General features: G+C 55.5%; 13 protein-coding genes. 7 read left to right on the plus strand and 6 right to left on the minus strand.

Annotated features, from left to right (window positions below; translation table 11 throughout):
- Nucleotides 1–12: 12 nt before the first annotated feature.
- Nucleotides 13–597: a peptide-methionine (R)-S-oxide reductase MsrB gene (msrB, locus tag RB_RS16165; RefSeq protein WP_011121622.1), complete on the minus strand. Its 585-nt coding sequence runs from the start codon at nt 595–597 to the stop codon at nt 13–15.
- A gap of 478 nt (nt 598–1,075) precedes the next feature.
- On the opposite strand from msrB, the gene RB_RS16175 reads away from it, so the two are divergent.
- Together RB_RS16175 and RB_RS16180 are read left to right on the plus strand one after the other, a co-directional pair.
- Entirely contained in the window at nt 1,076–2,236 is a 1,161-nt protein-coding gene (locus RB_RS16175; protein WP_164922108.1) for an ABC transporter ATP-binding protein, read from the plus strand.
- 14 nt (nt 2,237–2,250) lie between these two features.
- On the plus strand, nt 2,251–2,949 hold the full coding sequence (locus RB_RS16180; RefSeq protein WP_007334179.1) for an RsmD family RNA methyltransferase: 699 nt from the start codon (nt 2,251–2,253) through the stop codon (nt 2,947–2,949).
- Here the strand turns inward: RB_RS16180 and RB_RS16185 are convergent.
- From RB_RS16185 to RB_RS16200, 4 genes are all read right to left on the minus strand, one after another.
- Entirely contained in the window at nt 2,924–3,766 is an 843-nt protein-coding gene (locus RB_RS16185; RefSeq protein WP_007334178.1) for an alpha/beta hydrolase, read from the minus strand. The two genes, RB_RS16180 and RB_RS16185, sit on opposite strands and share 26 nt — an antisense overlap.
- A 56-nt stretch (nt 3,767–3,822) precedes the next feature.
- Nucleotides 3,823–4,815: a hypothetical protein gene (locus RB_RS16190; RefSeq protein ID WP_011121626.1), complete on the minus strand. Its 993-nt coding sequence runs from the start codon at nt 4,813–4,815 to the stop codon at nt 3,823–3,825.
- A gap of 128 nt (nt 4,816–4,943) precedes the next feature.
- A complete protein-coding gene (locus RB_RS16195; RefSeq protein ID WP_011121627.1) occupies nt 4,944–6,170 on the minus strand; it encodes a S1 family peptidase in 1,227 nt (408 codons plus the stop codon).
- An 82-nt stretch (nt 6,171–6,252) separates the two neighbouring features.
- On the minus strand, nt 6,253–7,182 hold the full coding sequence (locus RB_RS16200) for a hypothetical protein (protein WP_011121628.1): 930 nt from the start codon (nt 7,180–7,182) through the stop codon (nt 6,253–6,255).
- Between the two features lie 246 nt (nt 7,183–7,428).
- Here RB_RS16200 and RB_RS16205 point away from each other — a divergent pair, with 246 nt between their 5' ends.
- On the plus strand, nt 7,429–7,860 hold the full coding sequence (locus tag RB_RS16205) for a hypothetical protein (protein WP_011121631.1): 432 nt from the start codon (nt 7,429–7,431) through the stop codon (nt 7,858–7,860).
- 143 nt (nt 7,861–8,003) lie between these two features.
- Entirely contained in the window at nt 8,004–8,717 is a 714-nt protein-coding gene (locus RB_RS16210) for a hypothetical protein (protein ID WP_164922109.1), read from the plus strand.
- Between the two features lie 40 nt (nt 8,718–8,757).
- Here the strand turns inward: RB_RS16210 and RB_RS16215 are convergent, their stop codons facing one another.
- Nucleotides 8,758–11,037 (minus strand): serine/threonine-protein kinase, encoded by a 2,280-nt coding sequence (locus RB_RS16215; protein WP_164922110.1) that lies wholly within the window; start codon nt 11,035–11,037, stop codon nt 8,758–8,760.
- 129 nt (nt 11,038–11,166) lie between these two features.
- On the opposite strand from RB_RS16215, the gene RB_RS16220 reads away from it, so the two are divergent.
- The 3 genes from RB_RS16220 (at nt 11,167) to RB_RS16230 (ending at nt 15,903) form a co-directional block, all read left to right on the plus strand.
- Nucleotides 11,167–11,820 (plus strand): RNA polymerase sigma factor, encoded by a 654-nt coding sequence (locus RB_RS16220; RefSeq protein WP_007324482.1) that lies wholly within the window; start codon nt 11,167–11,169, stop codon nt 11,818–11,820.
- Nucleotides 11,821–11,915: 95 nt separating this feature from the next.
- A complete protein-coding gene (locus RB_RS16225; protein ID WP_011121635.1) occupies nt 11,916–12,644 on the plus strand; it encodes an RNA polymerase sigma factor in 729 nt (242 codons plus the stop codon).
- A gap of 124 nt (nt 12,645–12,768) precedes the next feature.
- Nucleotides 12,769–15,903, plus strand: a complete 3,135-nt coding sequence (locus tag RB_RS16230) for a protein kinase domain-containing protein (protein ID WP_011121636.1) — start codon at nt 12,769–12,771, stop codon at nt 15,901–15,903.
- Nucleotides 15,904–16,011: the final 108 nt, after the last annotated feature.

The raw sequence follows: 16,011 nt of genomic DNA on the forward strand, positions 1-16,011 counted from the left end.
ATCGGGACTCGACTATTTCTTGCTTTCGGACTTTGCCTCGACGAATTTCATCGAGGCACTGTTCATGCAAAATCGTTTGCCGCTTGGCGCGGGGCCATCATCGAATAGATGCCCCAGGTGAGCCTTGCAGCGTTTGCAATGAACTTCCGTTCGCGGATAGATCATCTTGTAGTCCGTCTGATACCCGACGGCATCTTTCTCAATCGGCAAGTAGAAGCTCGGCCACCCTGTTCCTGACTTGAACTTGGTCTTGCTATCAAACAGTGGCTTGTCACAGACGATGCAGTGATACTCGCCCGTCTTCTTGTTGTTCCAGTACGCATTGCTGAACGCAGGTTCGGTCGCTGCATTCTGAGTCACGTCGTATTGAATCCGGTTCAGGCGACGACGTAACTCGGCCTTTGTCGCCGGAACGTAGTCCTCTTCCGAAGATTCATCCGCACGCTTTTCCTGGGTGACCTCAAGCGGCGATGCACTTCCACGGGAGCGAGACTCGTCGGCTCGTAAAGCCAGTCCACCTAGTAGGAGACCACTCGCACTGAGCACGCTCAACGAGATTGTCCGAAACGAACGAGAGTGTCGTGAATAAATTTGCATCGCGTCGTCTCCAAGATCAGTCCGTGTACCAAAAGCTCACCGTGTCGAGACCGTCAAATTGACGCGAAACATGGGTCCTTCCGTCAGTCCTATCCTGCTGCAGCGAAGAAACCCAGCGGGTCGCCCGTCGCGTCAAACGCCCTCCATTGTAATGGGCTGTCACCTCTGTTGGCCGCCAAAACCCTGGCCAGCCTCGCTCCAATGCGACTGGCACAGCGTTTTTTCCGCTGATTGATCGTACGGCGGCCGGCAGATAGCGGAGCTTCGAAAGTCGGTTAGTGGACAATTTGCCGATCCAAGGCAACGACCGGCGAGTCGAATTCGCGATCAAACACACCGAAATCGACGATTTTGACGTTCACTTTGAATCAGGCAGTGACGGTGCAAGGCAACCGAACCCCATCGTTTCGCCGTGCTCGGCAATCAGCCTCTACAATGCGTGCCTCACAAACTTCACGCCACATCTCGACGCCAACTGATGTCCACGCATTCACTTGAGATCAACGGGCTGGCTATCGATCGAGGGTCCACCCGGATCGTGGATGACTTTGATCTGGCACTTGCCCCAGGCGAGTACTGCGTTGTGCTCGGACCGAGTGGGTGTGGGAAAAGCACGTTGCTGCACTGCATCGCGGGCCTACTCGATGCCGCTTGCGGATCAATCTCGATTGACGGACGAGACGTGACCCACGTGATGGCAAGAAAGCGAGATGTTGGGCTGCTGTTCCAACATGACACGATGTACCCGCACCTGACGGTCGAACAAACGCTCCAAATCGCATGCCGAGCCAATCTGAATGGTCGCCCATCGGCGACGGAGACGAATCAAAAGATTCAATCGATGTTGCGGACACTCAACCTGGATCCCGCATGGCTGCCGCGACGGCCAGAAACTCTCAGCGGTGGACAGCGACGGCGGGTTGCCCTCGCGAAGACTCTGATCCGAGAACCGTCGGTTTGCTTACTTGACGAACCCATGGCGGCGATCGACCGTCTGGCAGCCGAAAATTTGATGCAGCACCTAGCAGACGTTTCGAGGCAAACTGACTCGACGACGTTCGTTCATGTGACCCATGACGGCGACGAAGCGATGCGAATGGCTGACAAAATTGTCGTCATGTCGAACGGATGCATTCTCCAAACCGGGACGCCGCGGGAGATCTATCAATCGCCGAATTGCACGGCCGTCGCACTGGCTCTCGGTTCACCCTCGTGCAATCTATTGCCGATGGACGAAGTGCTTCGGTCTTCCCCAAAACTTGGCGAGGCACTGCAATCACCACCGGGCTACTCGAACAATGAACTCGCTTTGATGATCCGCCCGGAAGCGATCGAATTGGTAGAGCCAGATCTCAATGGACAAACAGTGCCCACCGTCACCGAAACGGGCATGTGGCGGTTTCCGGTGACACTCTTGGAACAACGCGATTTGGGCGGTCGCCATCTCCTCCAGTTGCAACGCATCGGCCTCGAGGACTCACCGCTCCTCTCAGCAACCACTTTTCAAAACTCGATTCCATCAGAAACCGGGACTCGGTGGTCCTGCCAAATCCCGGTCGCCCAGCTTCGTGTGGTCGCCGAGTCGCTCCAACACTCCGCCCTTGGCACTTCAACGACCTGTGGCAGGACGGAATCGTAGGTTACGATGTCTCGATGAAATCGAAACGCACCAACAATCGACGCGGCAAGCCCAAGCAACGAAACCTCAAGGGCGGAACCGACGACGGCAAGCCCACCAAGCTGAGAATCATCGGCGGTGACATGCGTGGCCGTCCCGTGACCTATCACGGCGAGGAATTCACTCGCCCGATGCGGGACAGCGTCCGCGAAAATCTGTTCAACATTTTGGGCCGAGCCTGTCGGGGCACGATCGCGTTTGACCTGTTCGCCGGGACCGGTGTGTTGGGACTGGAATCGATCAGCCGTGGTTCCACCAGCGCCGTCCTCGTCGAACCGATGCGAAAGGCGATCGCACAAATTCGCGACACGACCGAGCGTTTGGGGATTGAAGACAAAGTCCGCTTGGTAATGGGCGACGCCTTCGCGTTGGCGGATCAATTGCTGAAGCCATCCAGCCCGGAAGACGACACCGCCTGGATCGTTTTCCTCAGTCCGCCCTATCGCATGTGGACCGACCCTGAGTTCTACCCCAAGTTGAAATCGATCATCCTCCGAGTCCAGCAATACGCCCCTCCCGGCAGTGTCTTAGTCGTGGAGACTGACAACACGTTCGACTTGGAACAACTGCCGCCGGGCGACTGGGACATCCGAACCTATGGCATCACTCACCTGGCGTTTCTAGAGCCCGGCAATGTCTGCGGCTTGGTCACTCCTTTTCCAGTTTCTGAATGAACCGCAGCAGCAACGGATGTGATGGCTCGTCCATCTGACCGTGGTTGTATCCGTCGAGTTCCATCAACTTGGTGTGAGGGTGCCCGACGACTTGCATCATCCGCCAAAGGTAAGCGTTCTCCTCATAACGACCGAGCATTTCGAGTTCGCGATCTCCCGTGATCAATAGCAACGGCGGAGCATCCTTGCGAACATGGAACAGCGGTGCCATGTCATCGATGATCGGCTGGCGACCATCAATACCGTTCTCTTTGCGAACCGTGAAATGCGTGATCGTGTGACCGCTGTAAGGGATCAAACCTGCGATCTGATTGGCGTCGATTTCGTGTTCCGCGAGCCAACGCTGATCCAGTCCGACCATGCTGGTCAAATAGCCGCCGGCCGAATGACCACTGACATAAATGCGTTTCGGGTCACCACCGTATTGCTCGATGTTCTTGAAAACCCAAGCGACCGCAGCAGCCGCGTCTTCCACATAAGCCGGTGATTTGACCTTCGGATGCAAGCGATAGTTCACCGCCGCAATGGCGATCCCTTGATCGAGCAGACCTTCGGGAAAGGATTTGCTTCCACCGGTCAATCCGCCACCGTGGAACCAAACCACGGTCGAGAATCCGTCTTCATCGGTTGGATGAATCAGATCGAGACGGCAACGTTCTTTTTGGTAATCCGTCAGATCGCCCCCGGACCGATAAGGAACGTCTTTGTGGGTTTGAGTGGATCGTTTGGGGGCGGTCGATTCTTGGGCGGTGACCGAACCGGCGCAAACAAAAAGAATCGCAACGAGTGCGATTCGCGAGTCGACAATTCTTTGCACTTCAAAACCTCATGCAGCGGGACATTGGAACCGCTGCATGATAGTCGATCGATGGTTCACGAACGTGTGAAGCTGAGTCCACCATTGGTGCCGCCGCCAACTCGAAAGACGAAGCCACCGTTCTGGCTGGCCGTCCAAGTGCCTTCCATTTTTTGAAGATCTTGCGAGCGGACCAAGGTCAGGCTGCCACCATCCAAACGGTACTGGCCGGAGAACTGACTGGTTTGTCCCGACTTGGAAGCGACCCAAACGAATGAACCGTCGGAGTTCAACTTCAGCGACACCGATTGCTCACCAGGCAAGGAAACGTTCCACGATCCCACGTGAGGTTGTGCCGGAGTGCTGACACTGGAAGCCGACGTGGCCGATCCAAACGTTGGGATCTGCGATGGAGTGGCTGCAGGTTGAGTTGCAGGTGCGGAGGCTTGTGCTGGCGTCGTGGTTTGAGTTGGTGCAGTCGCCTGGGTTGGCGTGGTGGTTCGCTGATTGATCGAGGCCAACATGGCGAGTGCCGATGCTTCCGCCGATGCAGCGGGCTGAGTTGAAGGAGCAGCCTGAGTCGCTGGCTGCGTTTGAGTTTGTTGCGGAACAGCGGCTTGTTGCTGGACAGGAGCCTGTTGCTGAACGGGAGCCTGCAGCGTTGGTGCAGCTTGCGAGCCTTGGACCTGCTGGTCGACGAAATTGTTCTGAGCAGGTTGCTGAGGAGCAAACTGTTGCTGAACGGGTTGCTGTGGAGCGAACGATTGACCGGAAACAGGTTGGTTAGAAACAGCCTGACCGGAGAACGACTGCGAAGCGACCGGCGAAGGCTGAACGCTGACAGGAGCGTTGTGATAAACGGGAGCCTGACGATAAGTGGGCTGGATCGATGAGTAGTGAGGCGTCGATGATGGGTAGCGATTGGTCGTGCGAGACGAGTGGATCTGCGACACGATTCGCGAAACGCCACTGCGACGGGCTCCGCCACAGGCTTGGGCATCAATCGCGGGTCCAGCAACGGTGCTGATCACGGAAGCGGCCAAGATCCATTTTTTAGCTTGAATTTTCATCGTTCAGTCTCCGGTCATTGGAAAGTTTGGATTTGCGTCGCGGCGATGTCTTCGCCTTACAAACTGCCAAGCGGCAGACTTCTGAATGCGTTACAGAGAAACTTTGAGTTTTTCAAACGTCCGGGAATTCACTTGGCCAACCACGATGCCAGCGTCTGGGTCGACGACTCCGGTTTGGCCTCCTCCTTCGTCTTGGATTCCAGTTGCTTGCTCATCGCTCCCGCGATTCGGGCGACATAGTCGATCGAGGCGGCGACGGCTTCATCGGGTGCAGTCGCATCCAATTTCGCGACGTACAGGATCAAAAACTCGCCCGCCCCGTTCTTTTCCACCACCCAGCCACCAATCTTGGTCGCCGAGTTTTGCCGCATCAGTCGCATCATCAGCTCGGCCGTGGGCTGCTCGCTGCTGACCGAAACCAAGGACCAAACCTTTCGCACGTCAGCTCGCTGGAAGTACTCAGTGTCTTTCGCGACGAAGACCGACTGCGTCGCCCCTGAGGAAAGCTTTTGCTTGACCTCGTAGTGACCAGTCGAATGCAATTCGAAATCAACCTCCGCGTTTTTCAAAACCACCTTGGTGCCCAACGGAGCCGCTTTCCAAGGACTTTGGATGAACGCCTTGATTTCCTGGACGTCCACGCAGTAGCTGACCAGGATCTGCGACGGCGAGAACGACTGGGCAATCGCGATCAGCTCGCCGGCTTGGTTGACCACGGGACCACCGCTGTCGCCGGGCTTGATCGGCGTTTGAGTCTCGACAACGCGAAAATCGTGCTCGCCGTGATCCGATTTGAATTTCTTTTGATAGACCGAGCGGACCGTGCCGCTGGTGTAGACCCACAACACGTCAGATCCACCGGGATTTCCGATCAAATCGACTGATTCGCCAACCGTTACACTCGATTCGGCCAACGTGATCGCTTCGGCTCGCTCGGGCACTTCGGACAACTCGATCAAAGCCAAATCACGTTTGCGATCCACCGCGACGATCCGGCCCGGCTGAGCCAACTTCAGCACCGAATCCAGGTACTGCTTGCGTTTGACCAACGTTTCACCGTTCTTTTTCTCGGGAAAGAACACCACGGCAGTCCGACTGTCACCGACCACATGAGCGTTGGTCAGAACCAGCTTTTTGTCCGCGTCGACGAAGACGCCCGTTCCGGTGGACGTTTGGTCTTCCCCGTTTGCCGTGATGATCCACACGGTCGAAGGAAGGACTTTTTTGTAGGTTTCCCCGCCCGCCATGGCGCTGGTCGCTTGGAGCGAGATGACCAGCATGATGGCTGGGCAGAGCAACGACATCCAACGGTGAAAAGCAATTCGAAGCATTCGAGTCAGGCGGCAGCGAAACATTGGATCACCTCATCAAATCAGGTGTGGTGTGAAGTTGGGAACAAACGACCAAGCGAAAATTCCGGCCAGGTGTTACCGAAAATCATTTCTGACGTTTGAAATTGACCTTCACCGTCCCGATTTCCAGCTCGAATTGGTCAGCATCGCTCCACGTCAGCGGAAAAACCAACGGATCTCCCGATTCCGCGGCCAACGAGAATTGGCCGTCTTTCAGCGAGTATTTGCCGGATGACACCGTCGATTTGGAATCCTTGACGTGCACCAATTGAAACGCCCCCGAGCCATTCGAAACGGCTTTCAAATCGATCGCGTAAGCTTCGCCGGACACCGGAGTCGCCAGCCATTGCCCGACCAACGAGAACTCTTTGACAGCCGCTTTCGCCGTGTTTTCCGTTGGTTTGGCTCGAAATTGCGACCAAGCCGATGAGTTTTCCACGGCGAATTGGCTGAGCGATTGCAGCTTTGAACGCAACGATTCCGTGGTCAGCCCCACAGCCGACATCGTCGAACGCAGCACCAATTGGCCTTGCTTGCCATCCTCTGCCGTCTCGCGGTTGATCCCGAAGAACGTTGCCCGGCTCGCTTGCCCGGCCTCCATCAGCGACAGCCAGATCGCTCGTTCGTTTTCAATCGGAGCCTCGTCCAGCGTCACGAGCGCCATTTCAAAGACCACCTTTGGCGAATCTCCCTGAATGGTCATCCGAGTCGAGAAGCTCCATTTGTCAGATCGACTGACCAACCGAATCGCACCAAATTCGCGGACAGCGTCATCATCGATTTCTTTGGCGAGTGGAAAGAGTTCGTCCAAATCATCGATCGTTTCCACCTTCGGCGATCCAGCCTCGATCGAGATCGAAGGGCTCGATGACTCGCTGGTCTGTTTCGACGATGCCGTCGTGAAAACGGAGTCGATGGCAACTTTCGAAAACAGCTCGTCATCCGCCCGAACTTGAAGAGTGGGCAAAACAACAAACAACAGTGAGAAGCAGAGACTGCGGTGAGAAAGTCGCATCGGTTCACTCGTTGGTCAGAAGGAAGAAAGGATCACGCACGCGTGTGGGCGATGCTTTCCAAGCGAATCTGCAGTCAAGTTGTTACAGATTCGATGTTTCAAAAACAAATTCGTTTTTTCCAGTAACAACTTTGGACCTCCTCCGCTTAGCCGTTCAGTCACAAGACGAACGACAGCGAACGACGCGGCAAACTCGCTGGCGACTTTCTTACAACGCCGCAAAACAAACTTCCTGGAGACTGAACGATGTCCAAACGAACTCTGATCACCGCTGCAATGGCCATGACCTTCTGCTTGGTCGGCACCGCCGTGAAAGCTGACGACAACTTGCTCGCTCGCTTGGCCGCCGCCGAAAGCAACAACACCGCCGACATCGAGAACATCGCCGAAGCTTCGGCTGACGACATGGAACTCGGGCTGGCTGATGTCGAATCGCTGCTCAACGACGGTGAAGACGAAGTGGATTCCGAAGAAGCAGTCGCAGCCTGCTACCGTCGCTTCCGCGGCAGCTACGGGTACCGCAGCTATGGCCATCGCAGCTACGGCTACACCCACTACAACTCGTACTACAGCCCCTACAGCTACTCGTCTTATCACTACACACCCGTCGTGCACTACAAGCCTGTCGTGCACCACTACTACACCCCCGTCTACACAAGCTACTGGGGTTGCTGGTGAGCCACTTCACGGTGATCCATTTCACCGAGTGATCGAACCCAAACAACGCATCACGCTCATCGCACGGCATGCCCGGTACATCCCAACAGTGGATTGCCGGGCTTTTTCATGAACCTGCAAAATTCTCTACGAGGCACAATCTCATGTATCGCACATCCTTTTCCGTGAAGGCACTCAACACGGCTATCCTGTTCATCGCCTTTGTGACCATCGGCATCGTCGCATGCCAAGGCCAAGGCTTCATCGTTCCTCCCGACGACATCGGCGATTTGGAAATCGTCGAGGTCAAACAACTTCCTGTCGTGGATCGATCCTGTGGCCCTCGCTTCGGGATCGTGATCGCCAACAAAAGCAATCGCTGCGTCGAAGACTTCCATGTCACCGCGATCGGTTCGCTTGGCCAAGCGTTGCCGCATTCACCTCGCACCACCGTGGTCGCCGGACAGATACCCGCCAATGGAGCCCTCCAAGTCGAAGTCTCCCTGCCAATTGAGACGCTCGCCATGGGCAATCGCGGTGGGCTGATCATCGGCCTGCAACACTTGACCGTGATCATCGACAGTTGGGATGAGTTCTTCGAATGCAACGAGTTCAACAATCGCAAATGCTTCTCGATGGATTCCTTGCCGATCGAAACGGTCGAGTCGGTCACAATCGAAACAACCACGGAAGTCGTTCCCGAAGCGGCGACGTTGCAGCCAACCGTGCAACCCAACACGGCACCTGCCGTCAATGTCGCCCCACAGAACGGTGGCATCACGCAACCGGCTCCCGCCACTTCCGCGGTTTCACCTCAGGATCCGCTGCGTTCAGCAATCGAGCAGATCACACCGAATGGCAACAACCTTTCGCAGTGATTCGTCTCGACACCATCTTCATCGAACCAACGGCCAGGCCTCAACGCGGCGTGGCCGTTGTTTCGTTGGAGAGCACCTCCGACAGAACGGCCCAGGTTCGAACGATGATGCGATAACTTGCGAACGCGCCGAGCAAACCGATCATGCCAGCGATGATTGCAATCAGCAAATACTCCTTCGTCTGCCCTTCGCTGAAGACCATCAAGGCAGCTCCCATCAACGGGATGACAGCGGCGATGAGCAAGAACGATTCGCTATCGCCGATCATTTGTTGCGAATGGCGTTCGAAGTTTGGATCCCGCATCGTCTGTCGAATCATCTTGGGATAGTGCACACAAGTCGCAACCACGTTCAACGCGAACAGCGGGTACACCATCGCCACCCCACCACAAATCAGCAGTGAGATGAAGAAGTGAACCGCCTGACCATCGGTGAACTCATCAAACCTCGCCTTCAACAACAGCGGATAAACCAATCCCGCGATCAGCCAGCACGTACCTCCAATCGATGCGGCCCGGTAACCCAGCCGCAACATGGAATTGAGCTCATCTTCTCCCACGGATTCACCCTGCCGAGTTGCCTTCAACGCTCTCGCGGACGCACGCGTGTAGCCGACGATCAATCCAACTCCCAACGGAAACGCAACTGAATTCACCCAGATCGCGAATTCATCCAGGCTTGCTCGCATCTCTGCCGGCATGATCTCGCTGTGGTTGTAAAAGTAGTTGATAAATCCCGCCGCGATGTTGGGCAGCAAGATTGAAACAACGGACAGCCACCATGGTGAAACCTTTCCCAGCACATGCATCCAAGAGCCAGGTTTTGGATCAAACAAGCGTGCGGCTTCTGGGTGCATCGCCAAACGCAGGCTACCACTCATCGCCGCGCCATTCTCCGGACGATCCCCGGGATTCACCGACAACGCGGATCGAAGCACGCTCTCCAGAACTCGTTCCGACGGTGTGTCCAACCGATCCGGAACCAAGAATTCGCGTTTCCGCGCCGCATGCTGTTCCTCCAACAACTCCGTCCAAGAATGAGTCTCATGCGAACAGTCAAACGGTCGCTTCCCTTGCCATAATTCCCACAGCAAAACCGCCAAAGAATACAAATCCGCGGCCTCACCGACATCTTCTGGACGCCCGTCCCGCGTGATACTCATCGCATCGAGATGTTCGGGAGCCATGTAACCGACCGAACCGCCCAACGAGGATGCGGCACCGGCACGGCCGGCAGTCCCCGCCATCGACACGTTGAAATCCGCCAACTGCGGCAAGCCTTCGGCGGTCAACAAAACGTTGGCCGGTTTGACATCGCGGTGCAGCACCCCGGCTTCGTGTGCGGTATGCAAAGAGTCTGCCAATTGCAAACCAACCCAAGCGACCACCTTGGGCCATTCGCATCCAACCAACCATGCTCGAGTGGTCGAGCGATCCGGCACGACCTGCGCCGATTCCAACAACGCTTGATCCACCGCCCGCAAATGGATGTCCCCGTCGCGTTGGACAAGCGGAACCGAACGAGCCAAACGGACAACGTCCGCCAATGTGCCACCGGGATGAAATTGCATGTACAGCAAATACAACTCGGACAAGCGACCTGCCGCTTCATCATCACGAACCGCCACCTGACGCTGATCAAACACTCGCACGATGTTCGGATGGTCGAACTGGGCAAGTGCTTGCGGTTCGTCCCCGGTGTCGTTGGCGACTTTCAACGCGACCAATCGCGACATGGAATTCTGACGAGCCAAATACACATGAGCGAACGCACCCTCACCCAGTTTTTGAATGATCTCAAAATCATCCACCACCGCTCCAACCGCCAACTCGGTCGGCGTCCCACGACGAGGTGTTTTCGCGATGGACGCGTGTTGATCGCCCGAAGAATCGAACAGTGGCTTCAAAACCGATTCCAAATGAGGGAACCGGTTTCGATAATGCGCGTGTTCTGGAGTCTGCCCGCATTCGCGACGAAGTTGAATCTCTTCCATCACCAAATCAAACGGAGCCGACTCAGCGGAAAACCATTCGGGAAAGGTATCAAAGTAATCGTCCAACCATCGTGGGCATTCATTCTGCACCGCGATCGCCATGCTCATCTTCACCATTTCCACCAAGACGAAGCGGCCTGATCGATCGCCCGCCGCCGCATCGTTTTGAAACCGAGCGGGAAGCAACTCCCAAACTCGCTGAGGATTGCCACCCTCCTCATCCTCTGCCAAACACTCCAGGCACGCCAGCAAGATCTCGTCCAGATCCAGTGTGGAATCCTCCGCGGTGGTCGATGCACGACGTTGGGCTGACTGTCGAGACGTCATGACACAGGACGTTTGTTTCGAGATTCGTCGAACAGGAAAACGGTACACGAAAAAGGTGCCGCGTGCCCATGATAGCGAGCACCTCGGTAAGATGGCATGCACCGTCTTTGTTCCTCTTCGGCTATCACGATGAACGACGAAAGCTCAATCGACTCATCGAACTCACCAGCGGATGATCCGCTCATTCAGAAAATTCGCCAGCGAGACGTCGACGCGTTGGGCGAATACATCGCTCAGAATCGCGATTCTCTGTTTCGATTTGTGAAATCCATCACCGGCGAACACCTGTTGGCATTGGTCGAAGTCGACGACCTGATCCAAGAAATCGCGACGGCCGCCATCTCAGGTTTGCCGACCGCACCGCTGGACCAGTATTCGGTGATGCAGTGGTTGCAACAACTCGCCCGCAGACGCGTGGTCGACGCCCACCGATTTCACTTTGATGCCAAACGACGCGATGCCGGTCGGCAACAATCGATCCACGGTGGCGGTGCGTCAGGCAGCGATGACGGTGCGATGGGAATGGAACAATTGCTCGCCGCCAGCATGACGTCACCCAGTGCCGTGGTCAGCCAAAACATTCGGCTCAACGCGATGTCCCAAGCAATCGGGCAACTGAGTGAAGAGCAGCAAAACGTCATCCGGCTTCGCTACGTCGATGGCATGCCGACCAAACAGATCGCGGAACAACTCGGCAAGACCGATGTCTCCATCCGAGTCCTGCTGTCACGCAGCATGCGACAACTCGAGAAACAACTCGAAGCCAACCGCCCGACTCGCTGATCCAAAGGTCGGTGATCATGAAGCCGCCTGAACGTCAACTTAGCAATGAGCGAAACATCACAAACTGCCAATCACTCGATCTAAACGTCTGATCAATGGTAGATTCCAACGAGAAGAACTTTGGATTTGAAACAACGCAGTGGAGTTTGGTGCTTGCAGCTGGCGATCAGGTTGGGAAGTCACACAACGATCTGCTAAGCGATCTGTGCCAACGATACTGGCGTCCACTCTATGGGTTTGCTCGCAGAAGTGGTCAATCAACGCAAGCCGCGGAGGACTCCGTTCAAGCGTTTTTTGTCCATCTACTTTCGAGCGATGCCCTTTCGATTGCGGATCGGAAACGTGGACGTTTTCGCACGTTCCTGCTGTCTTCATTGCAAAATTTCATGCGAAACCAACACGCGCGAGACAATGCCTTACGGCGTGGCGGTGGCCGGCGTTTGTTGAGCCTGGATGTGCGAGACGCGGAGGGCGCACTTATCGCTGAACCAGCTACGGCGATATCACCTGAAGCGGAGTTTGAACGCCGCTGGGCTCTCACGGTCCTGGAAGAAGCGTTGAGTTTGCTCGCGAGGAAGTACGCTGCCCGTGGAAAACCCGAGTTATTTGATGTTTTGTCGACTTACCTGAGTTTGGAAAGTGGTCACGTCAAATACGAAGAGACCGCTAGTAAATTGGGCATGACACTCGGGGCCGTGAAGGTGGCTGTCCATCGGTTACGGCGAGAATATCGTGAGCAATTGCGACATGCCGTGGCGGCCACAGTTGAAGACGAGAACGATGTCACCGATGAGCTAGAAACGCTGTTGAAGGCGATCTCCTAGGTTTAGCTCCTCAGCGATAGAAGAACCTCAATGACTCGCTCGAAGAAAACCGTCCAATTTACTGTAACCATCTGTCCGTTTTTCGTTACCAACTCCTGAGCCAGCCTTTTCAACAGGAGTTTGGATGATGAACAACCGTGACGACTACAGCGGCCGGTGTCCGCAATGTGGCAAGGAACTGACAGTGGCGGCAGGGCAATTGGCGTGCCCCGCCTGCATGATGCGGTTAGCGATGCAGCCAACGCCGTCCGAGGTTGCTGCTCCCACACTCGACGTCACCCAGTCAGTCGTGCTCGGTGTCGGATCGAGTGACGACATTGAATTTCCCGATCTAGTCCCTGACCAAGCATTTGGTGACTATCAAATCGTGGGCCGACTCGGGCACGGTGGCATGGGAGTGGTCTATGAAGCCGATCACATACCGACCTCTCGACGAGTGGCCTTGAAGGTGATGGGACACTCACTCGAAGATCGTGACTCACGTGCCAGGTTTCTTCGCGAAGGACGTCTGGCCGCATCGATCAATCACCCCAACACCGTTTACGTTTATGGAACTGATGAGATCGAAGGTCGACCAACGATCAGTATGGAACTGGTTCGTGGCGGCACACTTCACCAATTTGTCAAAGCCAACGGTCCATTCCAACCAAAAGCCGCCGTTGATGTGATCCTGCAGGTCATCGACGGGATGGACGCGGCCTATGATGCAGGCATCCTGCATCGCGATATCAAACCAAACAATTGCTTCGTCGATGAAGATGGGCACGTCAAGATTGGCGACTTTGGATTGTCTATCACCGCGGTGGGGCGTGATTTACCGGCTGGCTCGGAACTGGCCCAAACGCAAACTGAGATCACACAAGTTGGCACGTTCCTAGGCACGCCGGCCTATGCCTCGCCAGAACAATTACGCGGCGAACCTCTTGATCACCGCAGCGATATCTACGCGATCGGTGTCACAATGTACTACTTGGTGACCGGAAAAGTTCCATTCGCCGCTGACAACATGGTGCAACTGCTTGCCCGTGTGCTCGACAACGCGGCGCCATCGCTTCGTGATTCTGGACTGGAAGCCCATACGGAACTGGATCGTGTCATCGCCAAGTGCTTGAAGAAAGCACCGGGAGATCGTTTCGCCAGCTACGACGAACTACGCACGGCGTTGCTGCCCCTAAGTTCACGAGTACCAACACCAGCAACGCTGGGCAGTCGCACGTTGGCGGCAGTGTTGGACTACCTCGTCTTAGCAATCGTGTTGACTCCGATCAGCTTGTTCCTGTTTTCAAGCCAAGCATCGGTAGCCCAGGGCGAGCCGTTTCCTGGGTTCAGTGCGGTGATTGCATCTGTGTTTGGGATATCAACCCAATTCTTCTATTTCGCACTAAGCGAATGGCGCTACGGGAAAACGCTTGGCAAGCGACTCTTGGGATTGCAGGTCGTCCAAGCAGGTGGTCGTCCCACGCTCGCAACCGCAGCCATGCGTTCGTTGCTGTTTACGATTCCACCAGTTCTTCCAGGACACATCGGTCGTTATGCGTTGGGCGACGTGCTATTCAATCCTGTCACGTCCTTCGGCACGTTTGCTGTTGCACTGCTGCTGGGTTGGGCTCACTACCTGATCTTGGCGGGCATGTTCCTGACCGCTCGAGCACGCAATGGCAATGCGGCCATCCATGACCTGATTACGGGAACGCGTGTTGTGGAAAAGATGAATATTGTCATCGAAAAGCCACGTTCAGATGCTGGCGAATCATTCGATCGCGGATCCGGCACGGAAAAGATCGGCCCCTACCACGTCCTGCAGTCGCTTGGCCGGACCGACCAGGGGGAACTGTTGCTCGGGTACGACACCACGTTGCTTCGCCGAATCTGGTTGCACGTTCGACCGAGTGGTGCTTCGCCTCTGACATCGATGCAAAAAAACTCGAGTCGCCCCTGTGTTCTGCGATGGCTGGGTGGACAAGCCGAACCAACGCAAACCTGGGACGCCTTTGAAGCCCTTTCAGGTTGGTCGATCGCCGACGAAGAATCAAAATCACTTTCATGGTCGACTGCCAAGAACGTGCTTCGACAACTTGTAGATGAGTTTTCCGCCAGCTCGCAAGCGGACGATCAAACAAGATCTTTGTCAATCAATCAAGTGTGGGTGACACAAACCGGCCACGTCAAACTGCTGCCGTTTGGAATGGTCGATCCATCGGAAGGCGAAAAAGTGAGGCAGCCGGAATCATCAGCTGAACTGACAACACAACTGCAAAGCACAGATGATTCCGCCTGGTTAAGCACGCTGTCCAACGTCGCAAGCTTATTTGCCGACCGCTATCGCACGACGCAATCCAGCAGTCACGCGATGTCGCTTTCCGAAGCAAAATTGATTGGCGAACTACAGCATGCCTCTTCCCTCACATCGGTGACGAAGACTTTGAGTGCCCTGCTCACGAAACGGCCAATCCGCGTTTCCAATCGAGTCGCTGGCATGATCGCGGCAACCCTTGTGTTGCCGATGTTCACGATTTTGTCGAGCGTGATGATGACAGTCGTCGTCCAGCAACAAGAGGCATCGATGCCCGAAGCACGCGAGTTGCAGGAGGTGTTGGCTCTGACCGCACAAGAACGCGGAGCAGGCCAACCAGACAAAACGTTGCGTCTAAACGCTTTGAAAACGTACGCCAAAGCCAACTACGAACACCTGATACACGATGACGAGGTCATGCTATCGGTCTATGGTCAAATTTTGTTCGCGGCGCACCGAACAACGCTGAACGAGATTGATGCCTTACCCGAACTTAGTGAATCGGAAATCGAATCGGCAGAAGCCTTGGTCGCAGAGATCCGATCATCTCATGACGAACTGCCTCGCCTAGGAAATGAGTTCATCGGACTCGGCGGCGGTGTTTTTTGGGCAACCCTGACGTGGTTGGAACTGATTTGGGTGCCAAGCATGGTGACCGGGCTACTCTTTCGAGGCGGAATGATCCTACGACTGTTCGGCTTAGCGGTCGTCAACAAACGAGGCGAACTCGCCTCCGGGTTGCGAGTCTTCATTCGCATGTTTGCGACAGGTTTCACTCCCGCCTGTGTGCTGATATTGCTTTGGACTTGGCGAGGCGAAGTCAGTGCTCTTTGGCCGATTGAAACGGTACAACGATTCTCAGCAGCCGGCACCGTAATCACGGTCTGTCTCGCGATCGTGATTTACCGAAGCCGTCGCCGTTTGTTCAGCGACCGTTTTGCCGGCACCTACTTGGTCGCTCGCTAATTGCAATGTCCACCAAACCACCTGCCCGGCCTCAAGAGGCCTATCATTCAGCCAGCCGAAACATATGGCCGTGTGGTCAGCAGTTCGAATTTTGCGTGTTTACCATCT

This window comes from Rhodopirellula baltica SH 1 (genome assembly GCF_000196115.1).
GTDB lineage: Bacteria > Planctomycetota > Planctomycetia > Pirellulales > Pirellulaceae > Rhodopirellula > Rhodopirellula baltica.